The sequence below is a fragment of the Corynebacterium sp. HMSC30G07 genome (genome assembly GCF_001806945.1).
Taxonomy (GTDB): domain Bacteria; phylum Actinomycetota; class Actinomycetes; order Mycobacteriales; family Mycobacteriaceae; genus Corynebacterium; species Corynebacterium riegelii.
In genome coordinates this window covers 860-25,835 of sequence record NZ_KV786480.1, presented here as the reverse complement: position 1 = coordinate 25,835, position 24,976 = coordinate 860, and the positions used below count along the sequence as shown (strand labels likewise).

The 24,976-nt window shown below is 61.1% G+C and carries 22 protein-coding genes and 1 pseudogene; 7 read left to right on the top strand and 16 right to left on the bottom strand.

What is annotated here, in order from left to right:
- Positions 1 to 2: 2 nt before the first annotated feature.
- The 6 genes from HMPREF3104_RS10285 to lspA form a co-directional block, all read right to left on the bottom strand.
- Positions 3 to 1,268, bottom strand: coding sequence for an ABC transporter permease (locus HMPREF3104_RS10285; protein WP_246816421.1), 1,266 nt, complete (start codon positions 1,266 to 1,268; stop codon positions 3 to 5).
- A gap of 9 nt (positions 1,269 to 1,277) precedes the next feature.
- Positions 1,278 to 1,973 (bottom strand): ABC transporter ATP-binding protein, encoded by a 696-nt coding sequence (locus tag HMPREF3104_RS10280; RefSeq protein WP_070496022.1) that lies wholly within the window; start codon positions 1,971 to 1,973, stop codon positions 1,278 to 1,280.
- 155 nt (positions 1,974 to 2,128) lie between these two features.
- Positions 2,129 to 3,715, bottom strand: a complete 1,587-nt coding sequence (locus tag HMPREF3104_RS10275; RefSeq protein WP_070495741.1) for an efflux RND transporter periplasmic adaptor subunit — start codon at positions 3,713 to 3,715, stop codon at positions 2,129 to 2,131.
- A 40-nt stretch (positions 3,716 to 3,755) separates the two neighbouring features.
- Positions 3,756 to 4,271, bottom strand: coding sequence for a hypothetical protein (locus HMPREF3104_RS10270; protein ID WP_083279076.1), 516 nt, complete (start codon positions 4,269 to 4,271; stop codon positions 3,756 to 3,758).
- A complete protein-coding gene (locus HMPREF3104_RS10265; RefSeq protein WP_070495739.1) occupies positions 4,243 to 5,172 on the bottom strand; it encodes an RluA family pseudouridine synthase in 930 nt (309 codons plus the stop codon). The genes HMPREF3104_RS10270 and HMPREF3104_RS10265 overlap by 29 nt, the downstream gene beginning before the upstream one ends.
- The gene (gene lspA, locus HMPREF3104_RS10260) at positions 5,169 to 5,663 is read right to left on the bottom strand and encodes a signal peptidase II (protein WP_083279074.1); all 495 of its coding nucleotides are present in this window, start codon (positions 5,661 to 5,663) and stop codon (positions 5,169 to 5,171) included. The genes HMPREF3104_RS10265 and lspA overlap by 4 nt, the downstream gene beginning before the upstream one ends.
- Before the next feature lie 54 nt (positions 5,664 to 5,717).
- Between lspA and HMPREF3104_RS10255 the strand changes: the two genes are divergently transcribed.
- The 3 genes from HMPREF3104_RS10255 to HMPREF3104_RS10245 all read left to right on the top strand — a co-directional run bounded on the left by HMPREF3104_RS10255 (position 5,718) and on the right by HMPREF3104_RS10245 (position 9,556).
- Positions 5,718 to 6,668, top strand: coding sequence for a DUF6263 family protein (locus tag HMPREF3104_RS10255; RefSeq protein WP_083279073.1), 951 nt, complete (start codon positions 5,718 to 5,720; stop codon positions 6,666 to 6,668).
- Between the two features lie 9 nt (positions 6,669 to 6,677).
- Positions 6,678 to 8,375: an ABC-F family ATP-binding cassette domain-containing protein gene (locus tag HMPREF3104_RS10250; protein ID WP_070495738.1), complete on the top strand. Its 1,698-nt coding sequence runs from the start codon at positions 6,678 to 6,680 to the stop codon at positions 8,373 to 8,375.
- A gap of 62 nt (positions 8,376 to 8,437) precedes the next feature.
- A complete protein-coding gene (locus HMPREF3104_RS10245) occupies positions 8,438 to 9,556 on the top strand; it encodes a chymotrypsin family serine protease (RefSeq protein WP_070495736.1) in 1,119 nt (372 codons plus the stop codon).
- On the opposite strand, the gene HMPREF3104_RS10240 is transcribed toward HMPREF3104_RS10245, so the two are convergent.
- Entirely contained in the window at positions 9,553 to 10,110 is a 558-nt protein-coding gene (locus tag HMPREF3104_RS10240) for a WKL family lipoprotein (RefSeq protein WP_052206320.1), read from the bottom strand. The two genes, HMPREF3104_RS10245 and HMPREF3104_RS10240, sit on opposite strands and share 4 nt — an antisense overlap.
- Positions 10,111 to 10,153: 43 nt before the next feature.
- Here HMPREF3104_RS10240 and HMPREF3104_RS10235 point away from each other — a divergent pair, with 43 nt between their 5' ends.
- On the top strand, positions 10,154 to 11,047 hold the full coding sequence (locus HMPREF3104_RS10235) for an asparaginase domain-containing protein (RefSeq protein ID WP_070495734.1): 894 nt from the start codon (positions 10,154 to 10,156) through the stop codon (positions 11,045 to 11,047).
- Between the two features lie 11 nt (positions 11,048 to 11,058).
- On the opposite strand, the gene HMPREF3104_RS10230 is transcribed toward HMPREF3104_RS10235, so the two are convergent.
- On the bottom strand, positions 11,059 to 12,441 hold the full coding sequence (locus HMPREF3104_RS10230) for a DNA polymerase IV (protein WP_070495732.1): 1,383 nt from the start codon (positions 12,439 to 12,441) through the stop codon (positions 11,059 to 11,061).
- 64 nt (positions 12,442 to 12,505) lie between these two features.
- On the opposite strand from HMPREF3104_RS10230, the gene HMPREF3104_RS10225 reads away from it, so the two are divergent.
- Positions 12,506 to 12,976 carry a carboxymuconolactone decarboxylase family protein gene (locus HMPREF3104_RS10225; protein WP_070495730.1) on the top strand — a complete coding sequence of 157 codons (471 nt, stop codon included), beginning with the start codon at positions 12,506 to 12,508 and terminating at the stop codon, positions 12,974 to 12,976.
- Between the two features lie 40 nt (positions 12,977 to 13,016).
- Here the strand turns inward: HMPREF3104_RS10225 and HMPREF3104_RS10220 are convergent, their stop codons facing one another.
- The 8 genes from HMPREF3104_RS10220 to ftsZ form a co-directional block, all read right to left on the bottom strand.
- A complete protein-coding gene (locus HMPREF3104_RS10220) occupies positions 13,017 to 14,273 on the bottom strand; it encodes an HNH endonuclease signature motif containing protein (protein ID WP_070495728.1) in 1,257 nt (418 codons plus the stop codon).
- A gap of 56 nt (positions 14,274 to 14,329) precedes the next feature.
- Positions 14,330 to 17,512 carry an isoleucine--tRNA ligase gene (ileS, locus tag HMPREF3104_RS10215; RefSeq protein ID WP_070495726.1) on the bottom strand — a complete coding sequence of 1,061 codons (3,183 nt, stop codon included), beginning with the start codon at positions 17,510 to 17,512 and terminating at the stop codon, positions 14,330 to 14,332.
- A 231-nt stretch (positions 17,513 to 17,743) separates the two neighbouring features.
- Positions 17,744 to 18,715, bottom strand: coding sequence for a DivIVA domain-containing protein (locus tag HMPREF3104_RS10210; protein ID WP_070495725.1), 972 nt, complete (start codon positions 18,713 to 18,715; stop codon positions 17,744 to 17,746).
- Positions 18,716 to 18,775: 60 nt separating this feature from the next.
- Entirely contained in the window at positions 18,776 to 19,087 is a 312-nt protein-coding gene (locus HMPREF3104_RS10205; RefSeq protein WP_219619651.1) for a YggT family protein, read from the bottom strand.
- Positions 19,088 to 19,101: 14 nt separating this feature from the next.
- Positions 19,102 to 19,557: a cell division protein SepF gene (locus tag HMPREF3104_RS10200; protein ID WP_070495723.1), complete on the bottom strand. Its 456-nt coding sequence runs from the start codon at positions 19,555 to 19,557 to the stop codon at positions 19,102 to 19,104.
- A 46-nt stretch (positions 19,558 to 19,603) separates the two neighbouring features.
- Positions 19,604 to 20,299 carry a YggS family pyridoxal phosphate-dependent enzyme gene (locus HMPREF3104_RS10195; RefSeq protein ID WP_070495721.1) on the bottom strand — a complete coding sequence of 232 codons (696 nt, stop codon included), beginning with the start codon at positions 20,297 to 20,299 and terminating at the stop codon, positions 19,604 to 19,606.
- Between the two features lie 3 nt (positions 20,300 to 20,302).
- A complete protein-coding gene (gene pgeF, locus HMPREF3104_RS10190) occupies positions 20,303 to 21,028 on the bottom strand; it encodes a peptidoglycan editing factor PgeF (RefSeq protein ID WP_070495719.1) in 726 nt (241 codons plus the stop codon).
- A 9-nt stretch (positions 21,029 to 21,037) separates the two neighbouring features.
- Complete coding sequence (ftsZ, locus tag HMPREF3104_RS10185) at positions 21,038 to 22,264, bottom strand: cell division protein FtsZ (protein WP_070495717.1); 1,227 nt, start codon at positions 22,262 to 22,264, stop codon at positions 21,038 to 21,040.
- 283 nt (positions 22,265 to 22,547) lie between these two features.
- Here ftsZ and HMPREF3104_RS10180 point away from each other — a divergent pair, with 283 nt between their 5' ends.
- Together HMPREF3104_RS10180 and HMPREF3104_RS10175 are read left to right on the top strand one after the other, a co-directional pair.
- Complete coding sequence (locus tag HMPREF3104_RS10180; RefSeq protein ID WP_070495715.1) at positions 22,548 to 23,213, top strand: DUF3558 domain-containing protein; 666 nt, start codon at positions 22,548 to 22,550, stop codon at positions 23,211 to 23,213.
- 265 nt (positions 23,214 to 23,478) lie between these two features.
- Positions 23,479 to 24,976: pseudogene (locus HMPREF3104_RS10175) on the top strand (hypothetical protein); the annotation flags it as partial.

The following is a 24,976-nucleotide window of genomic DNA, read 5'->3' as shown; positions in this document are numbered from 1 at the left end:
TGTTATTCGTAACGCAACGCGTCAATAGGCTGCATCTTTGCCGCCTTCGCCGCCGGATACGCGCCGAAGAACACACCCGTTCCCAAAGAGAACAACAGCGCGAACACCACCGCACTAACGGGCGGCCACGTAAACGCATCAAACGCGGCGGTGGCAATCATGCCAATCGCGCCACCAAAGACCACGCCAATGATGCCGCCGATCAAGCAGACCATCATCGCTTCCACAATGAACTGCACGCGGATGTCATTTTGGGTAGCGCCCAGCGCCTTACGTACACCAATCTCGCGGGTGCGCTCGGTGACGGTGATCAACATAATGTTCATCACGCCGATGCCACCAACCAGAAGCGAGATACCACCAATGGCGGACAGCACCGAGGACATAATGCGGAAGATACCGGTGAGCTCCTCCAGTGAGGACGACAAGTCCACCACCTCGGCCTCATAGTTCTCGTTCTTGGCGTAGATACGGTCCAAGTACTGCTGCAGGTCTGCCTGGAACACAGCACTGTCCTCATCCGGGGAAGACTGCACGCTAAAGGAAGACACCCAGCTTGCGTCCACGCCAACGCGGTCCATCGCGGTAGCCGGAACGAAGATCGACGCATAGGACTGCGGACCCGCCAGCATGCCGCCAGAGTTAAACGGCTCAAGTACACCGACCACAGTGAAGACTGCGGTAGTGGAACCCACCGTAACGTCAAAACGCTTGCCCAGAGCTTCCTTCGGATCACCCTTGAACAGCGCTTCAACGAACTCAGAGGACACAACCGCAACTGGGCGCTGGCTATCCAAATCCGCACTGGTGATTCCGCGGCCGTACTGCACAGTTTGCCCACGCATGTCCAATGACCCCGGCAGCACCGCGGTAACGCTGGAGCTGGCGGTGACATCACCGTTAGCCACTTCGCCCTCGCTGCCGACTTCAATGTCCACGGCACGCACCCGGTCACCAAAGCTGGCCTGAAGATCCGCGAGCTGATCCAGGGTCACACCGTCACGCTCTTCGGTCGGCGGCATGTACGACAGTGCAGCAAACGGATCATCATCCGCCGCTTCCTCATCTGGCCGCTCGTGCACGACCACTGGGTGCGTGGTGGTGCCCACGCCCTCCAGGCCGCGCAACACCTGGTTTTCAAGACCACGGCCAAGCGTCATGATGATGATCACGGCCATGATGCCGATGATGATGCCCAAAAGCGTCAGCAGCGAGCGCAGCTTGTTGGTATTCAGACTCGATGCGGCAAGCCTGATGGACTCCCTCACATCCACGGCTTATCCCGCACTTCCCTGCACACCGGCTGGGGTGCGTTCGCCGGAGATGCGGCCGTCTTTAATCTCCACAATGCGCTGCGTTTCTTCCGCAAGCTCCGGGTTGTGGGTAATGAACACAATCGCTTTACCCATTTCTTGGTTCAGCTTGTGGAACAAGTCCATTACCAACCGGCCGGTCTTAGAGTCCAGGGCGCCCGTCGGCTCGTCTGCAAGCAGCAAGTCCGGGTCATTGGCCAGTGCACGCGCAATAGCCACGCGCTGCTTCTGACCACCGGAAAGCTCGTTCGGGTTGTGGTGGATACGATCCCCCATACCCATCATGGCCAGTAGCTCTTCCGCACGTGCCTCGCGCGTCTTACGGTCTACGCCCGCGTACATCATGGGCATAGCCACGTTTTGCAACGCGTCGATGCGGCCAATCAAGTTGAAGTTCTGGAAGATAAAGCCAATGTTTTTGCTGCGGTAGCTGGCCAGATCCTTATCGCTTTTCGCGTACACCGGCTCCCCGTTAAACGCGTACGCGCCGCTGGTTGGCCGGTCAAGCATGCCGATGATGTTCATCAGCGTCGACTTGCCGCCACCGGAGGGACCCACAATAGAGACGAACTCATGCTGCTTGGCGTGGAAATCCACCCCGTGCAGCACAGTCAGCTCACTTGGCTCACCCACGTTGTAGGTTTTGACCACACTGCGCATGTCAATGAGCAGGCCAGTATCCGCAAGAGCTTCAGGCTTATCGACGTCAGCGTCAACCCCTTCAGCCTCTACAACCTGTTCAACGTCTTCAGTCTCTTCGGCTTCTTCCCCAAAGAAGAACGGATCTTTTTCCTCTGCGTCCATGGGCGCCTCCCTTAGTTCGCTGCTGCGTCGGCCTTGTCAGCTTCTTCGGCCTTGTCAGCTTCTTCGGCCTTGCTGCTACCGTCACGAGCGGCAGCAACGTCGGCAGGATCAAAACCGTCGTCGGTGATTTCTACAGTCTCGCCGACGCGGTCCTTGTAGTCTTCCGGCCAGTTGATCACGATGTCGCCAGCCTTGAGCTCGCCGCCGGTGATGGCAATGTCGATGTCGTTGGAGGCGCCGGTTTCAACGGTGCGGACTTCGACCTTGCCTGAGCGGGCATCCTCAGAGTCGGTGGCAAGGACAAGAATTTGCTTCTTGCCGTCTTCTTCAAACACGGCGTCCGCAGGCACGTTCAGCGCATTGTCGGATTCCGCGGTGATGATCTCAGCGCGTGCCGTGCCGCCCAAGAGCAGGCCCTCGGTATCACCGGTGACCTCGATTTCCACTGGGAAGACCACTGCGGCATCGCCGCCGCCCTGCATGGCGTTCTTCGGGTCGCTCGGGGTAGCTGCCGCCGGGGAGATGCGGGTGACGCGACCTGCGAACTCCTTCTTGCCCGTGGCCGTGGAGGTGAACACCACGCGGTTCCCCTTTGCCACGTTAGGCACGTCCGCTTCGCGCAGCTCGGCGCGAATCAGCAGACGCGAGTCATCTGCAAGGCTGAGTACGCGCCCCTGTGGGATGTCGCCTTCCTGGACGTCCACGCTGGTGACTACGCCGTTAATCGGCGAGTAGATGGTGGCTTCCTTCACCTGGTACTCCAGGGTGCCGTCACCGGCCTCCAGCTGTGCCATCTCTGCCTGGCGGGAGGCGGAGTTGACCTGCGCCTGGAGCTGGCTGCGCTCTTGCTCGACCTGCGCACGCGCCGCAGCCAGGTTCGCCTTTGCATCCTGCAGTGCGGCGTAGGCTTCTTCAACGCCCACTGCTGCACCTACGGCAGGTACGTTTGGCGCGGCCGGTGCCGGCGCGGGTGCCGGTGCTGGCGCGGATTCAACGCCCGGCAGCTGGAATGGTGGCGGCACTTGCTCTGGGTAGAGGTAGGCGCCAAACATGTCGCCGATGCGCGAGGAGATGCGCACAAGGCGCGGGCCACCGTTGGCGGCTACGGCTGCGTCATATGCAGCCTGCGCCTGGTCCACCTGTGCTTGGGCTTGGCGGATGGTGGGATTTGTACCGTCGTTAAGACTCTGGTTCAGCGCGTTGAGCTGGGCCTGCGCCTGTTCAACGCCCGCCTGGGCTTCAGCCTGTGCGTTCGCCTGCTGGCGTTCCTGGACTGCCAGCTGGCGCTCCAGCTGCTCGGTGTCCATGGCGGCCAGGAACTGTTCCACCTGTACGCGGTCACCCGGCGCGACGGCGATGGTGCGCACCTCAGACTGCAGTGGTGTGGTGATGGACACGGCGCGCACAGGCGCGATCGTGCCGTTGACTACCACACTGTCGGTTACGCCTTCTGCGCTGGCGATGGTGTAGTCACCTGGGGCAAGGCCATCTCCGCCTGCCCCGTTTTCGCCACCGCTCACACCGCAGGAGGCAGCAAGGAGGCTTCCTGCCACGATGATTGCTGCGGTGGTGCGCTTAATGTGTTGCCGCTTCGCCAAGGTGTCTCCTCACAAACAGGCTGCATTCAACTCTGGGAGACTATACACCGGTGGCGGGGTGATCCCCATGCCAAGGAATAATCGTAAAGCTGCCCCACACGGCATCGGGCGGCAGTATTTCCACAGCAGCCACATCAGTCCCATCCGCCACGTTTTTGAAGGTATCTGGTGTGTCATACGCCACTACTGCCCCGATGCGTTGGTCCGTGATTCGCGCAAACACATCGGCTCGGGTTTGGCCCGGTGGGGGTTCGGGGGTGGGGGTCAACGGGGCGTCGATAAGCAAAAGCCCATTGACGCGCTGCAAGCTTTCCACAGCCGCCGCGGCCTCACTTGGGCTCAGCGGTCGGGCAAAAGTGACCAGCCCGAAGGAAGGTTCGGAGCCTTGGCTTATCGACGCCCCCGCGCGCCCCTCATACTCCGACCAACTCTCCCCCGGCTCAATGCCAAGCGTGTCGCCTTGGATGGTGGGTGGTGTGGCGGGGGTGGCAAGGCCAACGGCGTAGATGCCGGCGGCGACAAGCGCGCTACAAATCGCGAATGGTATCCAGCGCATGCTGCAGATCATCCGGGTACGGGGACTCAACCACCATGTAATCGCCAGTACGCGGGTGGGTGAAACCAAGCTTTGTGGCGTGCAACCACTGGCGCTTCAGCCCCAGGGTTTTGGCCAGATTCGGGTCGCAGCCGTACATCGGATCGCCTGCGCAGGGATGTCCAACGGCGGACATGTGGACGCGGATCTGGTGCGTACGGCCGGTTTCCAGGTGGACTTCCAACAGGCTTGCGTGGCGGAAGGCCTCGATGACTTCGTAGTGGGTCACGCTCGGGCGGCCGTCATCAACCACCGCGAACTTCCAGCCGGAGGACGGGTGGCGGCCAATCGGCGCGTCGATGGTGCCCACAATCGGATCCGGCAAGCCTTGGACAAGCGCGTGGTAGGTCTTGTCCACCGTGCGCTCTTTAAAGGCGCGCTTGAGCACCGAATAGCCGGAAATGCTGTTGGCCACCACCATCACGCCCGAAGTACCCACATCCAGGCGCTGGACGATGCCTTTGCGCTCCGGCGGGCCAGCGTCTGGAAGCGTAAAGCCCATCGCCTGCAGACCACCGACAACAGTCGGGCCCTCCCAGCCCAACGTGGGGTGCGCGGCCACACCAACCGGCTTGTCCACCGCAATTACGTCATCATCCTGGTACAAGATGGTCAGCCCATCGACGGGCTCTGCCTTCGGCATGGGGGTGGTTTTCGGCTCTGGCAGGGTCGCCTCCAGCATCACACCGGCATCAACGCGGTGGGATTTGGCAACCGGGCGCGAGTCAATAAGCACGTCGCCCGCTTCCACCATTTCCGCAGCCACGGTGCGAGAGAGGCCGAAGAGTTTGCTCAGCGCGGCGTCTACACGCATGCCGCTTAAGCCTTCAGGCACGGGCAGCGAACGAAAATCTCCGCTCATTTCGTGCGCTCCTTGCTCGAGGCACGGAACTCCGTGACAAACATGGCCACAACAAACACCACCACGCCGACGGTAATGCAGGCATCTGCAATGTTGAACACGGCGAAACTGCCCACAGAGATGTAGTCCACCACGTGCCCAAACCAGAAGCCGGGCTCACGAAACAGGCGGTCGCACAGGTTACCTAGCGCGCCACCGGCGATCAGGCCGATGCCAATGGCTTCCCACTTGTTGGTCAGCTTCGGCGCGTACAGTAGGGCGCCAACCACGAAGACAAGCTGAATGGCGGTAAACAGCCACGTCATATTCTCCCCCATGGAGAACGCGGCACCCGGGTTAAACAGCAGGTAGAAGCGGAACCAATCCCCAATAATGTTGACAGCTTGCCCCGGCTCCAGCCAGGACAGCATCACCTGTTTGACCACTTGATCTATAGCGGCAGCCACGACCATGATCACCGCGACCAGCCCGAGGAAGTTACGTCCTTTCATCACCGACACACTGTAGCCGCAAGATCTATAGGTGGTGTGGGGTAGGTTCAGAATGTGCTGAAAAACCGTCTTCGCGCTTGCGCCGCCGCTGTCCTTGCTCTTGCTCTCACCGCCTGTGGGGGTACGACCGACCTGTTGGAGGGTGTTCCGTCCTTCCCTGTTGATGCCCCGCAGGTGGCTCTGGTGAGCCCGGGTGACAACCCGCAGGTGTTGGCATACCAGGATGCCGAGGTGCCGTGGGAGGCCAACGTGGTTGTCTCCGGCGGCGTGGCGCAGGCTGCCGCGCCGAAGGATGATGCAAACTTTGACGCCACCGCGCCTGCAGGCGGCGACGTGATGGAAACGGATCTCACTCTGACGGTGACGTCGGGGCCAGCTCGCGCGCCGCAGGATGGTGAGGAAGACGCCGCGCGCGAGGTGGAACTGATCACCCGCGGCGGCGGCCACACTGATCTGGATCTTGGGCTGCAAGTGGCGGGCAATGACGGCTTCACCATGCGTTGGCGCGCAGCGGAATCCGGTGCGGTGCAGTCGGTGAAGATGCTGCCGCCGGTGGATTCGCCGGAGGCTGGCCGCGAGGTGGTAGAGCGCGCGCTGCTGAGCGTGATGAATTCCACCGTGGTCTTCCCTGAAGAGCCCGTTGGTGTTGGCGGCCAGTGGACGGTGACCACGCGCGTGACGGGTGATGCCGCGATGGTGCGCACCACCACCTACACCGTTCGTGAGATCAACGGCAGCGACGTCCACCTGGATGTGGATATTGAAGAGTCCCCCACCCAGAAGGAACTGCGCATTGACAATGAGGTTGCCGGTGATTTGGACGGCGCAATGCTCAGCGTGGAGTCCACCTCTACTACCTCTACCGGCGAGCTGACGGTGGACCTGACCAAGCCACTGCCCACAGGCGGCCGGATCGCCGCCACCACGCGTTTGGTGTACGCCGGTGAGGACACGCAGTTCCGCATTGTCCAAGACGTCACGAACGCTGTGACGTACGGAAAGTAGGATTTCCCCATGGTTGCCCCTCTACACATTGGCCTTGATGGCATTTCCTTTTCCTACCCCGGTGGCCACCGGGTACTCACGGACATTTCCTTTGCCGTGCCGTCCGGCTCTGTCACGGGATTGATTGGTGAAAACGGCGCGGGCAAATCCACCCTGCTTGGGGTGATCTCCGGCGAGCTGACTCCGGATGCGGGGGTGCTGATCACCCCTGAGGTGACCGGGTTCATTGCCCAGGAGACGTCGCTGCCGTTTTCCGAGCCAGCACAGATGCTTATCGACGCTGCCGTGGCCGAACTCCGCGCCATCGAATCCGAGATCACCACCTTGAGCGAGCGTATGGCCACCGAGCCGGAGAACACCGAGGTGGCCGAGGAGTTTGACCGCGCGTTGGCGCGCGCGGAGAACTCGGGCCTGTGGGAGCTGGATGCGCGTATTGCCACGGTGCTCGCTGGTTTAGGGTTGGCGAACGTTCCGCTTTCCACCCCGCTGGGCGAGATGAGCGGTGGCCAGCGCCGTCGCTTCGCGCTGGCGACGCTGCTGCTGCGCCCGGTGGACGCCATGGTGCTCGATGAGCCGACGAACCACCTTGATGATGAGGCGGTGGACTTCCTCATCGGCGAGCTGGAGGCGTTTAAGGGCCCGGTGCTCGCCGCGTCGCATGACCGCTACTTCCTGGACACGGCGTGTGATGGCATTGTGGATCTGGATCCTGGTCTGGGCCCGGAGGGCGGTTATGGCGAGGAGACTCGCCAGGGCGCGCGCTTTACGGGTGCGTTTAGTGATTATCTGAAAGCGCGTGAGGCTCGCCGCGCGCGCTGGGAAACTGACTACGCCGCCCAGGAACATGAGCGCGAGCGTTTAGAGAAAGCCAGCAACCAGACCGCCGAGGATGTTTTTCACTCACACGAAAACAAGACGGAGACCCGCAAGGCGGCGAAGTTCTACGCGGACCGCGCGGCGAAGACGGTGACCGGGCGGCGTCGTGCGGCGGAGCAGCGTTTGGAGGCACTGGAGCGCGAGGCCATTCCGGCCCCGCCGACCGCACTGAAGTTCCGTGGGCTTCCGCCGCATGCCGCAACGTCTATTGGTGTGCCCGCTATTCACGCCATCAACCTGCGTGTGCCTGAGCGCCTCTCGCCGCTATCTATCAAGGTGCAGCCGGGCCAGCAGTTGCTTGTGGAGGGCCCGAACGGCTCGGGCAAGTCCACACTTTTGAAGATTTTGGACGGCTCTTTGAGCCATTACGAGGGCGAGCTGATCATCCCCGAGGAGCTCACCGTCGCGCGCCTGGCGCAGGACGATGACTGGGAGAACCTCGAACTGACTGCCGCGGAAATGTTTGCTGCGAACACGCCCGCCGGCTCCCCCGACCTGGTGGAGATGGGGTTGATGAATGAGGAGCAGGCGGCGAAGAAGCTTGAGGATTTGTCGCTTGGCCAGCGCCGCCGCGTCTCCCTTGGCATCATCTTGGCCTCCCCACCGGACTTGTTGCTTCTCGACGAGCCAACGAACCACCTCTCCCTCGCCCTAGCCGAGGAACTCGAAGCTGCCTTGGTGGACTTCGCTGGCACCGTCGTGTTCACCAGCCATGACCGTTGGGTGCGCCGCCAGTGGCGCCGCCGGAGCGAGCAGGGCGACTCCCGCGCACGCGTGCTGGCGTTGGCCACGATGTGGACGCAGGAGCTGTGGCGTGAGGACCGCGACTAAATGGCATACTGTTTGCTGTGAATTCCTGCAAGGCCCTCGTCAGTATTCTGACAGTTTCAACATTGGCTCTTACTGGCTGCAGCAACTCTGGTGACACAGACATTGTGTACGAGACCAGTACGCAGTGGGTGGAGCCCACCGATGAGCAGAGCGCTGGCGCTCTGAAGCGCAACGAGATTGCGTTGGCTTGCGAGGACGAGCTGGCCTACTTCTTGGACACCACAGGCTACGAGTTTGATTACCTCTCTGCAGACCCGTTGTCGCTGCCGATGTCTGTAGTGAACTCCTCAAGCTATGACGGCCCAGTGAGCGCCTCCATCGACAGCCCGGCGTACACGGGCACGTTCGATTTCGAGTGTTCCACCGATGGCTACACCACCGAAGTGGGCAGTATTGAACTTCCGGATCCGCGTAAAGGCGTCCAGACCACGACCAACGCTGCACCACCACCGACGCAGACTGCGGTGCCCGTCGCGCCAAAGCAGATTGACCCGCAGAACTACGACTCGGGCCGCAGCGCGCGCGATAACGACGGCGGCATTAGATACCACAACTCTGTGGACTGGGAGTTTCTCAAAGCTCCGGGCAAAATTACGCCGGGTGCTCGCATTTACAAGGTTGGCACTTCGAGTTTCTGCTCCACGGGCTTCATTGCGTCGCTGGGTGACCGCGCGTTCATCGTTACCGCTGGTCACTGCGGTGATGTGGGTGATCAATTCCTCGTCGAAGACCGTCAGGGCAACACGCTTGTGATCGGCGAGATGGTGGAGTCCTTCGTTGACTATGAAAGTGATGGCAGCATTCTTGGCGCCGATATCGGGCTGATTGAGATTTATGATGAGGCGAAGCAATACGTCGACTCGTCGCTGCCTCCTGGGCAGCAGCTGAAGGGCTACATCACTCCCCAGTACGCGCAGCAGCAGGGCATGTTGATCTGCCGTATTGGTTCCACCACCGGATACGCATGCGGCGTTTTTGAAGATATCGGAAGCGACGGTCAGTTCTACTTCCGCAACATCGTGGACCGTGGTGATTCCGGCGGTGCCATTTTCGCATTGGACGACGACGGCGCCTACGCACTTGGCGTGACCTCAAATGTGAGCGACTTTAACAAGACGCTCGCTGGCGGTATGGAAATCGCCAGCGCCATGGAGTACTGGGGTTTAACCCTCCACGGTTAGCTCGGGTCGACCGGCGCCGGTGCTACAGGTGCGCCAGCGGCGCACATTTCAGGCACCTGGTCTGGCGATAGCGTCGAGGAGATCAGGTTGCAGGCCCACTGCTGGGACAGCTTCCAGTGGCCGTCTTCGTGGACAAACATCACGTCATTAATCAGCGTCGGCTCCGTGTCCGGCGCGGTGAGGTTGACCGGTGCGAGCACCTGGTTCGGCTCAAAGTCCGCCAGCACCGGGTCGACTACCTGGAACTGAGCACCGGATTCGAGCTGGGACTGCGACATCACGTCGAACAGTTCCGGCACGGTTTCGCCGCCCTGGACGGTGAGCATGCGCTCTTCAATCGGCAGGTTCGGGTCAGCTGCGCGCTGGAGTACGCCGTTGAGTTCCTCAGCACTCGGCAGTTCCGCAGCCGGTGCCGCGGGTGCGGCTTCCTGCGAGGTTTCCTGTTCCGCAGTGGTGGTCGGGGTCGTGTCCGTCTCCGCGTCGCCCGAGCAGGCGGCAAGCGAAAAGCTCAGTGTTACAGCCGCGATGGTGGCGGCAATCTTCGGTGCATGCATAGTTTCTAGCGTAACCCACTTCCCATCTGGCACCATCATTCACATGAGCAACTCCGTTCTCGTCATTGCCACCGGCGGCACCATCGCATGCACCACCAACGCCGACGGCGCGCGCGTGCCCACCCTCACCGCCGCCGACCTGATCGCCCGCTCCGGCCGCAGCGCCGAGCCCTACGATGCAATCAGCCTTGACTCCTCAGCTATCTCGTTTGCTGATTTGGACCTGCTTTTAGAGCTTTTGCTTGCCGACGCCACGTCCACCTCCCCCATCGTGCTCACCCACGGCACCGATTCTCTCGCCGAGACCGCACTCGCCATCGACCTCGTCTTGCCTGCCGGCCGTACCGTGGTACTCACCGGCGCCCAGCTGCCTGACGACCACCCGAATGCCGACGGCCCCGCTAACCTCCGCGGCGCCATCGATATTGCCGCCAATCCCCCTGGCCCCGGCGTATTTGTGCACTTCGGCGGCGACACCTTGCCTGCGCGCGGGCTGTACAAGTGCTCCACCCAGTCACTTCGTGCTTTCGCTTTGACCACGGATACGCCTGCTGCGCGCCCTGCGCCTGTTCCCCGCGCTCCACTCGCTGACGTGAAGGTACCCATCCTGCGCGCGTGGCCCGGCGCGGACGCCTCTCTTGTGGACCACGTGGCCGACTCGGGCGTCGACGGCATCGTGATCGAAGCTCTCGGCTCCGGCAACGTGTCCGACCCAATGGGCGCAGCGATCGCCCGCGCCTGCGAGCGCGGCATCCCCGTAGTCATTGCAACCTCTGTCCCCCACGGTGGCGTGGAGTTTGCCTACGGCGGTGCCGGCGGTGGTGCCACGCTGGGGACCGTCGGCGCCCTTCCCGCTGGTCCCTTAAGCGCCGGCCAGGCACGGATCTCCTTGGCTACCGCCCTGGCCAGCGGCACAGACCCGCGCCGAGTTCTCTAGCGCCGAGTTCTCTAGGTCTGCGCTAGCCAGTCGCCCCAGTCCAGGGAGTCCAGGGGGTCGGCTGGGGTGAGCAACGGGTCGTCCACACGCAAACTGCGCATCCTGCCCGGGCCGGTCGCACGGGTTTCAAAGCGAACCGTCACCCAGCCCTTACCTGTGCCCTGCACCCAGCCGTGGCCGTACTCGGCGTGGCGTACGTCTTGGGTGGCCTGCCACTGCCCCGCCTTCGGCGCAGTTTCGCTGACTACCTCCACGTGCGGTGTGCCAACGTGGTCGCTCACGCCGCTTTCGTAATCACTGGACGTCCGCGACGGCTGCACGATCACCTGGTCAAGCTCCGGGAACAGCACGTCTTGGAGCGTGTCCTCCAAACCGGAGTAAGACACGCCCACCAGCCTGATTGGGCCCACCTCGTCCGGGTAGCGCACGATCTTGAACGCGGTGGCCAACAGCGTGTCAGCGTCATCGGTGGCGTACGGCAGCGTTGCAGAGCGTGACTCAATCCGAAAGTCCGCCATCTTCAGCTTCACGGTGACTGTGCGGGCGCCGCGGCCGTCCTTCAGTAACCGGCGATGGGACTCTGCAGCGGCTCGTCGCAACGCTGCATCGACCTCGGGCACAGTAGTCAGATCCTGCGGGTAGGTGTGTTCCGAGGAAATCTGCTTCGACTCCGCGCGCGGCGCAACCGGGCGATCATCTACCCCTCGCGCCAACTGCCACAGCTGTTGCCCCACCACCCCACCAAGGGCGATCTCCACTTCCTTTTCGCTCAACGCGGCCAAGTCACCGATCGTTTCAATCCCCGCCGCTGACAGCTTCGCGGCCGTCACCGGCCCCACACCCCACAACTCGTCTACAGGCAGCGGGTGCAAAATCTCCAGCTGCTCGGCGTGCGGGATGAGAAACACCCCGTCCGGCTTCGCCAGCCCGGAGCCGATTTTCGCGTACTGCTTGCCAGAGCCAGCGCCGATAGAACTTGGAAGGCCCGTTTCGCGTTTAATCTCAGCTCGGAGATTGTTGGCCCAGGTGAGGACGTCGTTCGGTGTGGCGTCGATAAGCTGCTTGGGCTCCATAAACGCCTCATCAATAGACAGTTGCTCCACCACCTCCGCGTGCCTGCCGATGATCTCAAACACGCGCCGTGATGCCGCCTGGTACACCGCCCTGCGCGGGGCGACGAGCACCGCTTGATTGCCCACCAGCCGCGCCGCCCGGTGCGTAGGCATGGCGGAACGAGCACCATACTTGCGCGCCTCATAGCTCGCGCCCGCGACCACGCCGCGACCACTTACGCCCGCCACCAACACGGGCCTGCCCTTCAGTGTGGGTCGGGTCAGCTGCTCGACGGAGGCATAAAACGCGTCCATATCTATGTGCAGCACCCAGCGAGGCATAACCCCTACCGTACCGCCCGTGATTTTCCGCGCCGCGGAATATCAGGCGGGTAGGGTCGTCCTCATGAGCAATCGCAAACCACTTCCGAAAGTTGCCTATGCACCCATGCTTGGTCTCGAAGCATTCGTCCGAGCACGAGTAAATAAGGATTACTCACATCTCGTGCAACTGCGTGCTTCAGCGTTAAACCAGTGCGTCTACTGCCTGGCTATGCATCGTCGCGACGCTCGCAAGGATGGATGGTCTAAAGAGCGCATTGCCCATGTTGAAGATTGGACAGAACACCGTGAAGCATTTAGTGACGCTGAAATTGCGGCACTTGAACTCACCGACGCAGTAACCCGCATCAACGGCGAAGAATCCGTGCCGGACCAGCTTTGGAACCGCGTTGAGACTCTGCACGGTGAAAAAGATGCACGCAACTTGCTCATGGCAATTGTCACCATCAACGCTTGGAACCGAATCGGCATCACCACCCGCCTCGATCCAGGAAGTCTCTCCGGCGTAGATGCCTTCGATCTAGGCGAGGCATAGCCCCTACCGTACCGCCCGCGATTTTCCGCGCCGCGGAATATCAGGCGAAACTCGTACCGGTTCGCACCTCCTCAACACCTCCCGCACGCACCGGCAAACCACGGCTCCTCGAGATGAACTTGGAGCCGTCCCTAAAACGGAACTCCACATTCGGACCGTGCGTCACTACTTCGGCAACACCGTGGCTGACTAGCGAGTGGCAGCTCGAACACAGCGGGATCAGATTGCCAATGTCGGTTGTGCCACCGTCGGACCAATCCGTGATGTGGTGGATTTCAATAAACCGCGAGTGGGTACACCCCGGCATGGCGCACTGGTGGCCCCACACATCAAGCAAAGCTTCCACTTGGCCGTCGCTTGCTAGCCTGCGCTTCCTGCCGAAATGCATGGTCAACCCCTTCGAATCCAACATATGCACCCGCGTCACCGCGTCTACAACGTAATGACGCAGCGTGCTCGACGGCGCCTGCGGGTTTGTGGGCATCCACGCCTTGCCGTCCTCAGTCAACATGATCGTGACCTGGGCGCCCGGTGCGCGCACCGGGGCCTGCGGGTTGCTTCGCACCATCTGCACCATGGCCACCAGCGCGGCGTACAAATCCGCTTTCACCGGCGGGCCGTAGCGCGAGGGCACACCCAGAATGCTGTCCGCAGTCATGCGGCGCTCCGGTTTTGCGTCCTCCACCTGCTCAGCGGGGCACGCTTCCGCGGCGTCCTCACCACCGTCGCCAGCAGCGGCAAGCTGCGCGATCTTCAGCGCCGCCATCAGCTCCTGGCCTTCTACCGGAGGCAGCAGGAACTCCCCCACCACCATCCCATCTTCGCGCACCCACGTTTTGAAGAACGGCGCCTCGGGCTTCTCCTGATCCTGCTCGCCGCCGGCAAGTGCTTTTTCCAGCTCGGAATAACACATGCCGCGTGCCAATTCGAGCAGCTCAAGCTCATTTTCTAACGTCATGTACCGCAGCAACAATCTGACTACGGTGTAGTCCACTTCGCCGTTGAGGAAGGAGAGCATTAAAGCGTCGAAAAGCAAGAGTTTCCGGCCAACCGCAACGTACTCATACGCCGTTGACGTTTTCATGCCAAGGTTGCGCACAAGCCACGCGCCGGTGCTGGCCGCGCCGAGCTCTTGAGCGCGGCCAAATGCGTCGAACTGCGCGATTTCATAAATCAGCCGCGCGCGCGAGGTGTTGGAATGGTGGCTAACCAGATAGATACGTAACGCGTGCTCATACGCCGCATCTTCACCGGTGTTTAGGCTGGTAGCGAGGGTATTTTCTAAGGTCATCGTCATGCAACAACCCTATAACACACACCCCACACACCAGCCTCAGCACTCGAACGTTTGAGCTATTGCTTCACGACGCTCGCACGCACCCCATCAACCACCTCAACACCCGACTCAAGCGCCTCGGTAGTCACCTCAAAGCTGGTGGCCAGGGTCTCGGCGGCGATGTGCTCAGCGTGGCGCTGTGCCCACTCTTCACGTTCCGCAGGCACGGACAGCGTAACCGCGATACGGTCAGAGACCGCCAGGCCAGCGTGCTTACGCGCGTCCTGCAGGCCACGGATCACGTCCGCAGCCCAGCCCTCAGCCTCAAGCTCCTCGGTGACCTCGGTGTCAAGAACGACCAGGCCAACGGTGCCGTCGGTGGACTCAACGCGGGTGGTGGAATCCGGATCCTCAGCAACCAGGCGCTCCGTGTAGAGCTCCGGGGTCAGCACAATGTCACCGTCAACCACCACGTTGTCGCCCTCGCGCACGTAGTTGCCCGCCTTGACGTTCTTGATCGCGCGCTGCACGTCCTTGCCCAGCGTCGGACCAGCGACCTTGGCGTTGACCACGACTTCGAAGGTGCCGGCGGCATCCACATCGTCGCTAAGCACAAGCTCCTTGACATTGACCTCATCGCGGATCACACCCGCAAACGGCTCAAGCACCTGCGCATTCGTCATAGCCACCGTCAGCTTCGGCAGCGGCAGACGGTTGCGCAGCTTACGGGCCTTGCGTACCGACGACGCCGCGGAGCACACCGCACGCGTTGCATCCATCGAAGCCACCAGGTCAGCATCCGCCGGGAATTGCTCAGCCTTCGGGTAATCCGTCAGGTGCACCGAACGCTCACCGGTCAGACCACGCCAGATCACCTCAGTGATGTACGGCAACAGCGGCGCGGCAGCACGGCACGTAGCCTCCAGCACCGTGTACAGCGTGTTAAACGCCTCCGGGTGCTCTTCCTGGCCAGCCCAGAAACGATCACGGGAACGACGCACGTACCAGTTGGTCAACGTGTCCGCGAAGCGACGCAGCTCATCACACGCGTCCGCAATCCGGGTGTCTTCCAACGCGGCGCCAACGGCCGCAACCATGTCATGCGTCTTAGCCAAGATGTAGCGATCCAGCACATCCGTGGAATCCACCGACCACTTGGGGTCCTCAGAGGAGTACAGCTGCAGGAAGGTGTACGCGTTCCAGATGGGCAGGATGGCCTGGCGCACGCCCTCGCGAATGCCCTGCTCGGTGACGATCAGGTTTCCGCCGCGCAGAATCGGGCTGGACATAAGGAACCAACGCATCGCGTCAGAACCATCACGGTCAAACACCTCGTTGACGTCTGGGTAGTTGCCCTTCGACTTGGACATCTTCAGCCCGTCATTGCCCAGCACAATGCCGTGGGCGACAACCTTCTTAAACGCCGGCCGGTCAAACAGTGCCGTGGATAGCACGTGCTGCACGTAGAACCAGCCACGGGACTGACCCGAGTACTCCACAATGAAGTCTGCCGGCTGGCGAACATCGTGCTCTTCAACGTTCTCGAATGGGTAGTGGTACTGCGCAAACGGCATAGAGCCCGACTCGAACCAGCAGTCCAGGACGTCCGGCACGCGGCGCATCATGGACTTACCAGTCGGGTCATCCGGGTTCGGACGCACCAGCTCATCAATGTGCGGCCGGTGCAGCGACTTCGGACGCGTACCAAAGTCACGCTCCAGCTCGTCCAGGGAACCATAAACGTCTACACGCGGGTACTCCGGATTATCCGAAACCCATGCCGGCACCGGCGAACCCCAGTAGCGAGTACGCGAGATGTTCCAATCACGCGCGCCCTCCAGCCACTTGCCAAACTGGCCATCACGCATGTGCGACGGGATCCAGTCAATCTGCTGGTTGAGCTCCACCATGCGATCACGGATGTCCGTCACCTTCACAAACCATGCCGGCAGCGCCATGTAGATCAGCGGCTCACCCGAGCGCCAGGAGTGCGGGTAGGAGTGCATGATCGTCTGATCACGCACAACACGGCCCTTGGCGCGCAGGTCACGGATGATGTCACGGTTCGCGTCAAAGACCAGCTGGCCCTGGTAGTCCGGAACCAGCGAGGTGAACTTGCCGTCCGCATCCACCGGGATGACCAAGCCGATGCCGTAGTCCTCACAGGTGAACATATCGTCCTCACCAAAGGCCGGAGCCTGGTGGACAACGCCGGTGCCGTCCTCAGTGGTGACGTAGTCAGCGTTAAGCACCAGAAACGCGTTTTCCTGGTCACGGAAGTAGTCAAAGACCGGCTCGTACTCCAAGCCTTCCAGCTGTGCGCCGGTGAAGGTGGCAACGGTGGTGAACTCGCCCAGCTCCTTCGCGTACGCACCGGTCAGGCCAGAGGCCAACAACAGCTTGCTGCCAGCAAAGCCCTCAACCCCATCCTGGCCAACCTCAACCAGGCTGTACTCCACCTCCGGGTGTACGGCAAGCGCCAGGTTGGACGGCAGGGTCCACGGCGTCGTGGTCCAGGCGATCGCAGCTGCGTCATGCAGCTCCGGGTGCTCCGCCCAGGTCTTCTCCGCGGCAAAGCCAGCGCGCGCACCGGTAAACGGCATGGTCACCGTCACTGTCGGGTCCTGGCGCTCACGGTAGGAGTCATCCAGACGAGTTTCCTGGTTAGACAGCGGGGTGTGCTCCGCCCAGGAGTACGGCAAAACGCGGAAGCCCTGGTAGATCAAGCCCTTGTCATAGAGCTCTTTAAACGCCCACATGACGGACTCCATGTACTCCGGATCCATCGTCTTGTAGCCGTTCTCAAAGTCCACCCAACGCGCCTGGCGGGTGACGTAGTCCTCCCACTCACCCGCGTAGTGCATCACAGACTTCGCGCAGTACTCATTGAAAGCCTCAAGGCCCATGTCCTCGATCTGAGCCTTATCAGTGATGCCAAGCTGCTTCTCCGCTTCAAGCTCCGCGGGCAGGCCATGGCAGTCCCAGCCGAACACGCGGGGGACGTGGAAGCCAGCCTGCGTGCGGTAACGCGGCACGATGTCCTTGACATAGCCAGTAAGCAGGTGGCCATAGTGCGGCAGGCCGTTAGCAAACGGCGGGCCGTCATTGAACACGTATTCTTCGCAGCCTTCGCGGTTCTTCAGCGAGGCCTGGAAGGTGTCATCCTTCTTCCAATAATCCAGCACCTCGCGTTCCATATCAGGGAACTTGGTGCTGCCAGCCGTCATGTCGGCCTTGGGGTAAACGCCGCCAACTGTCATGAGTTGTTCTCCTCCACTACGTTTCATTCACCGCAGGGACGCAGCCACAAAGGCCACGCGGTACCACCCTGCTTGAGCCCCAGTTTCCTGGGACCCCGCTTCGTTGTGGAGGAAGTGACGCCTTCCATGTACGTCCGGTTCTACTGAGCCTAAACGGGCCGTTCTTCCGGAACGCTCCCCGGTGATTGCCGGATCAATGCGTATGTGGGCTACATACTAGCCCACGTTGAGTTACTTGTCGCCGTTCGGTGCGAAGCTGCCGCGAGACTCCAGCTCTTCCAGCTGGGACGTCAGCAACGTCTTCAGGCGAGTGCGGTACTCACGCTCGAAGGTGCGCAGCTCAGCAATGCGAGCCTCCAGAGCGGACTGCTGCTGCTTCACCGTGTTCATAATCTCGGTGTGCTTACGCTCAGCGTCAGCCTGCAGCTGCTTCGCCTTCTCCTCAGCCTGGCGAACCTGTGCCTCTGCACGCGAGGTTGCGTCAGCGGTGGTCTCCTTGGCCTTCTTCTCAGCCTCAGCGACAAGCTGCGTTGCCTGCTGCTCAGCGTCACGGGTCGTACGCTCAGCCTTTGCCTGCGCTTCCTGCACCTGCTTCTTGGAGGAAGCATCTGCGTCTGCCAGCTGGCGCTGTGCAGCGGTCTTTGCCTCCTGGAGCATGGTCTGTGCCTCGTTCTGTGCGTCCGAGGTCAGGCGCTCTGCCATCTCCTGTGCCAGGCCAAGCACCTTGGCTGCCTGCACGTGGGTGTCAGCGGTTGCCACACCAGCCGGCGCCTTCTGCTCTGCCGGGCGGGCCGGTGCCGCCGCAGCCGGGGCGGATGCGTTCTTCGCAGCCTTCTCAGCGTCCTCGCGCGCCTTCTTCGCTTCCTCGCGAGCAGCGGCCAGCTCAGCCTGCGCCTTCTCCTGAGCCTCGGTTGCCTTGTTCAGGCGCTCCTCATACTCATCACGCAGCTTCGCCTCTACTTGACGACGCACCGCCGCCTCATCAACGTCACCGCCCTTCGCAACAGGAGCTGCCGGGGCACTCTGGCCACTGGAAAGCTCCTCAACGCGTGCACGCAGGTCATCGTTTTCATCCTGCAGCTGGGCGAGTGTGTCCTCGACGAGGTCAAGGAACTGATCAACCTCGTCCTCGTTGTAGCCCCGCTTGCCAATCGGTGGCTTGCTAAAGGCTACGTTGTGCACGTCTGCTGGTGTCAGCGGCATGAGCGGTCCCTTCGATGTTGGAAAGAGTTAAACACGGATAGTTTAACCCAACGTTAAACGTTAGACATGCAAAGCCGGTCGAATGAGCACTCCCTGAATCAGCGACTGCACAATTGCAAGCGCAAAAAACAGGACCAAAACGCTTACATCAAGGCCCACGCCACCGCCCATGCGCAGCGGTGGAATCAGCTTGCGCAGGGCTTTGACCGGCGGATCCGTAACCACGAACACCGGCTCCGCCGCCAGGGTGAACCACGTTGGCGGATCGAAGTGCTTGGAGAACGCCTGCACCATCTCAATGATGATGCGGATGATCACCGCAAGCATGTACAGCCCAACGAGGGCGTAGAGAATTGCGCCGAAATAAACCACGAAGCAATCCCCCGCTACAGGCGGGCGACGCGCTTGAGCTCATCGGTGGAGATGCGCGCGTTTTCCGGAACGATGGCAAACACGCGACGACGAGAGCCCGTGTTGCGAGCCAAGTTCAGCATGCTGCCACGAAGGGCAAAGCACAGGCCAGCGGCAAAATCCACAACACGCTTTGCGTCCGCTGCGTCCAGATCGGTCAGGTCCATAATCACGGCGTCACCGTCACGGAATGGCTCGCCGATCTCCTTCGCGTCGTTGTAGGAACGCGGGGCGGTGGAGATGATCTCCGGAGTAAACGAGCGCGCGATCGGCTCACGCGGGGTGCGCTCAACATGCTGGGCGCGCTGCGGTGCGGCGTGCTCGCGAGATTCGCGCGTTTCGCGGTACTGCTGATCGTCGTAGTAGGCGTCCTCGGCGTCGTCGTACGGGCCGAAACCGAAGAATTCTTTGGCGGTGCCGATAAAGGACATTAGTGCTGCTCCTCGCATGTTTGCGGGTGGTGGGAAGATATGGGAATTAGCCTACGGGTCGCGGGCCAAACACTGCGGTTCCGACACGCACGATGTCCGAACCACAGGCAATCGCCTGCTCAAAATCTCCACTCATACCAGCAGAGAGTTTCAGAGGGCGGTGGAGTTGGTTGGCGTAGGCGTCGGTAAGCAAACGAAGCTCCGCAAACACCTTGGTCGGATCAGCGTCGAGCGGCGGCACAACCATGAAACCCTTGAGCGCCAAGTGCTCATGCTTTTCGACGACCTCCGTCAACTCCCCCACCCCATCCAGGGCAACCCCGCCACGGGCCGTGTCGCCATCGAAGGACACCTGGATCATGCACGGCAGGATCTCGCTTGTGCGATCACCACGCTCAAGGGCAAGCGCCATCCCGCGGTTCAAACCGTCAGCCAGCCTGACCGAGTCCAGCGAATGCACTTCCGCAGCCCAGCGCGCCACCGCGTTGGCTTTCTTTGTCTGGATCTGACCGATCATGGCGATGCCGCATTCGTCTCCCAGCTCAGCGGCCTTATCGCGCGCCTCCTGCTCGCGGTTCTCCCCGACAAGCGTGATACCGCAGGCTGCGACCTCGCAGATTGCGGACGCCGGGTGGAACTTGCTCACCGGAAGCAACTGCACACTGCCAGACTCACGGCCAGCGGCCTGCTCAGCGGCGCGAATACGTTCCTGTACAGCCTTGATATTTTCTGCAATAGTCATGGTTTACGCTCCCGTCAGCCAAATCACGCCCGCCTGCCGGCCCGTCGTGCCCTCGCGGCGGTACGAGAAAAAGTCAGTATCAGTCACCGTATCGCGCGGATCCGCATCCACATGGGTTACGCCAAGGGAGAGCAGTTGGCGCACCAGACCTGCGCGGATGTCCAAGCCGGTGGTTCCCTTGGACGTCTTCGTCATCGACCCCGGCAGCCGCGACTCAACATCCCGCGCCATCTCAAGCGGCACCTCGTAGGAAGCACCCGCCGCAGCAGGGCCCAGAAGTACCTGAATATTCGCGGGGTTTGCGCCGAGCTCCACCATTTTTTCCACGGTCTTTTTCACAATGCCGTTACGTGCACCGAGACGACCCGCGTGTGCTGCGGCAATGACGCCCGCATTGTGGTCTGAAAGCAGCACCGGCACGCAGTCTGCAACCAGCACGCACAATGCCAGGCCAGGCTGGGTAGTGACCACCGCGTCGGTCGCCTCCACCGGTTCGGATTGTGGGCCGTCAACCACGGTCACGGTGTTGGTGTGCAGCTGCTCCATCCATACAAACTGCTCGGGTGCAAGCCCCAAGACGTCGGCGAGGCGCTGGCGGTTGCTCGCCACATCCTCCGGCGCGTCACCTACGTGATCGCCCAGGTTAAAAGAGTCATACGGCGACGAAGACACCCCGCCCGCTTTGGCGGTAAACACCATGCGGACGGGGCGTGAAGCAAGATCAGTCATGCGCACAAACTAGCGCATGAAGTCCGGAACGTCGACGTCGAAGTCATCATCAAAGCCGCCACGACGATCCTGATCCGAGTTCGTGAACAGGCCAGAGCGCGGGGACTCGTAGCGGTGACGGGCCTGGTAGTCGTCGGTGGTGGCCGCGCGATCGTCGAAAAGCGAACCGCGCGCAGGCGCCGGCTCGACCGGCTCAGACGGCTGAACCTCAGCCTGCGTCTCCTGCGTCTCGCCCGGGATAACCGGCTGGTGCAGCTCCGGGTTCTGCTCAGCGTGCTGCAGCTTGTTCGCAACCTCATCGAAACCGGTAGCGATGATGGTCACGCGGACCTCATCACCCAAGTTGTCATCAATGATGGTGCCGAAGATGATGTTCGCATCATCGTCCGCCTTCTCCTCCACGATAGTGGCGGCGGCGTGCACCTCCTGCAGCCCCAGGTCAGAACCACCAGCGATGGAGATAAGCACACCCTTCGCGCCCTCCATCGTGGTCTCCAACAGCGGCGAGTTAATGGCCTGTTCGGTCGCCGTCATCACGCGGTTGTCACCACGTGCGGAGCCAACGCCCATGAGTGCGGAACCAGCGTCAGCCATAACGGAGCGCACGTCCGCGAAGTCCACGTTGATCATGCCCGGGATGGTGATCAGGTTCGTAATACCCTGCACACCGTTGTAGAGCACCTCGTCCGCTGCGCGGAAAGCGTCCATCATGGACAGCTCAGCGTCGCCAAGCTGCAGCAAGCGATCGTTCGGGATCACAATGACGGTGTCGCAGACCTCCTTGAGGTTCTCAATGCCCTCAAGAGCCTGGCGAGTACGACGCTTCCCCTCAAACGAGAACGGGCGAGTCACAACACCAATGGTCAGCGCACCCATCTTCTTGGCAATGCCCGCCACAACCGGCGCAGCACCAGTACCGGTGCCACCGCCCTCACCTGCGGTAACGAAGACCATGTCGGAGCCCTTCAGAGACTCCTCAATCTCCTGCTTGTGGTCCTCAGCGGAAGTGCGGCCCACCTCCGGGTTAGCGCCAGCACCAAGGCCACGGGTTGCCTCACGGCCAATGTCCAGCTTGGTGTCCGCATCAGTAAACAGCAGCGCCTGGGAGTCAGTGTTGATGGCGACGAATTCGACGCCCTTCAAGCCTTCCTCGATCATGCGGTTCACAGCGTTAACACCGCCGCCGCCGACACCGACGACGCGGATCATGGCGAGGTAGTTCGCGGGAGAGGTCATATGGGGTTCTCGCCTTTCCAAAGTTGAAGATGGGAAGCAATTCAGTGGTTCCCATAATCGGCGAAAACGGTGAAGTTTTTGTGTTCTCAGTCGGCGTGTCACAACCCTAAACCTCAACTTTAAGGTTCTGACCTGGGGTTTTGTTGCGGATGTTACTGCTGTGACTACTGTTCTGAAGTGGCGGGTAGACAACGGGGGTGGCGGATTCTTCAGAATATGTCTTGGTTGCGTCCGACTTCAGCAATACTTTGCATACAAAGAACTAACCGAAGGGGGAAATACCGTGTTGAAAAAGTCTTTTGTTGCGCTTTCGGGGGCTGCGCTTGCACTGTTGGGGTCTGCGCTGACGTTGAGCGCCTGTGTGCCGAGCGCGAAGATTGAATCGCTTGGTGTTGATGCTGAGGCTGGTGCTTCTTCGGTTGCTGAGACTGAGGATGCTGCTGAGGATCTTGTGGGACCTCGCGGCTTCGCCTTCGAATCCGGCTTCCTCGAATTCGGAGACTTCGACCCCTACGCGCTTGGCGACGATATTTTTAACCCCTGCACCGAAATCACTTTGGAAGAATACGCGGCGGCGGGGTTTCAGCTGGAAGATGAGGGCTGGTTGTATAACGGCCTAGTTTCCTGCGCAATTCCCAGCACTAATGATCAGTTAGCTCGTGTCATCACAACCTCATTTGATAACGGAAATACAAACCGGGAAATGATTGAGAATCAAGGGTTACTGCTCCCCCAGTACACCTCTGATCTGATTCCTGAGCTATTCGCTTTTGCTGCTACCAACCACGACCCCGATTTTTGTTACGCCCAAATCGACACTCTTCGCGGTGGCCTTGGTGCTTCAGCTGTAGGACTTGCAGATGATGTGACCCAAGCCGAGATGTGCGAGCTCTCGATTCACATCGTCGAGCAACTCTTCTTGAAATTCGGTACCGGCAATGTCCACTAAAGTGTGCACGCAAAAGGTTCCAATCTTCGCTGGTCCCCTTTAGACTTCTCCCCAAACACGTTGTTCATAAATCAATTGGGGGGTTATTTTGACGCAGCAAGTGCGCCTTGACACCGTATCTTTGCTGACAGGCATCGGGATGTTGAGAAAGGAAGCGACTTCGATTTCGCATCCAACGAAATTAACTGTCAGATCAGGCCTTGCAACATTTTCCAACGTCACCGGCTACCGCGAAGCGGGACAAGCATTGGGGCTGATCTCATCCATGAGCGCGCCCGAATCATTCAAGGTGTTGGCTTCTCACCTGATGGACGCCGCGAACGTTTCAGAGATCAATCTGAAGAATATGAAGCGCTCCGATGATTCGCTTGCGGGAATGTTCAAAGGTATTGACCTAGCTACATTGAATCCGCTCATGGCGGAATTCGGGCAGATGGAAGCGTCGCTGAACGTTGTCAACGCGAAGGCAACCGCATTCCACCCGCAAGCCCCGGTAGCAGCCCCGCCGATGACGTTGCGCATGCTTGAGCAGCTCCTAATGGCCACCAACATCGCTGCCGCGGAAGCCGAAGCAGCGAACTGGACGCTTATGGCACGGGCCATTGATGAATCCGTCACGGCACTCTTCGGTGTGAAGAACTCGTTCGCCACCTCACTCGAAACAAGGTGGGTGCAGCGCGGCGATGAGCGCATTAACAAGATCCAGCATGCTGGCAACGCGTACGCACGGCGTGCCGACGCCATGTCTATGCACACCAGCGCACTCGCCAAGTCAGCGGCGGCCGAGACAGCGATGGCTGCAGCTGCTGCTGCCGTGGCGGTTGGCCTACCGCCTACGATCCGTCCCGCTTACGAAGCGACCTACCTCGCCGCCTTCGGCCCGCGCGCCAGCTCGCAGCTGGTGGCAACGATCCCGACGTTTGCGAAACTCCTGCCAGACCTAGACCAGGTCCCGGGCAATCCTTTCGATATCCGCGAAGCGAAACAACCCACTGCCCCGTCGTTTGATCGCTCGCCGCTGCCAAAGATTATCCGCGATTCTTTCATGGCACTCGGCCACGGAGATCTAGCTCGTGCGACTACGCCTGATGACGTTATTAATGCTTACGGCAAGGTCAACCCGGATGTTGTCGAGGCGATTAAGGCAGGCGCAACCCAAACCCAGGCTGCTTCCCTGTCGGCACCTTCCATGCCGCCGACGCTCAACCCGGGTGCCGGTATGCCAGCCGGCGCACCGGGCAGCCTCGGCTCTGCCGCAGGTATGAATACGATTTCCCCAGGTGCGATTGGCAGCAACGCGGCTGGCGTCAACTCCGGTACAGGTGCGAACACCGGCGGTGGTCTTGCCGGTAGCGGCATGGGTGCATTCGGTGGTGCAAACGGCAATCGCGGCGGTCGCAACGGACTCGGTGCGCCGTCGTCCCGTAGCAACGCGGGCCGTGGCGCTGCTCATGCGCAAGGTCTTGCCGGCGGTATCGGTATGGGCGGCATGGCTGGTGGCCTTGCCGCAGGTATCGGCGCAAGTGGCATGGGTATGGGTACCGGCATGGGAGCTGGCATGGGCATGGGCATGGGTTCTGGCGGTGCCCCACTTAACGGCGCGGGTGCACCCGGCACAGGAGCTGCTCCAGGCGCAAACGCTTACGGTGCAAGCAGCGCAAACTCTGGTGCACAGGCTCGTTCGACAACGGTCGCTGGCGGCCCTATGGCCATGGGTGCCGGCGGCGGGGCTGGAGGCCAAGGCAAGCAGCGTAAGGCCGCGA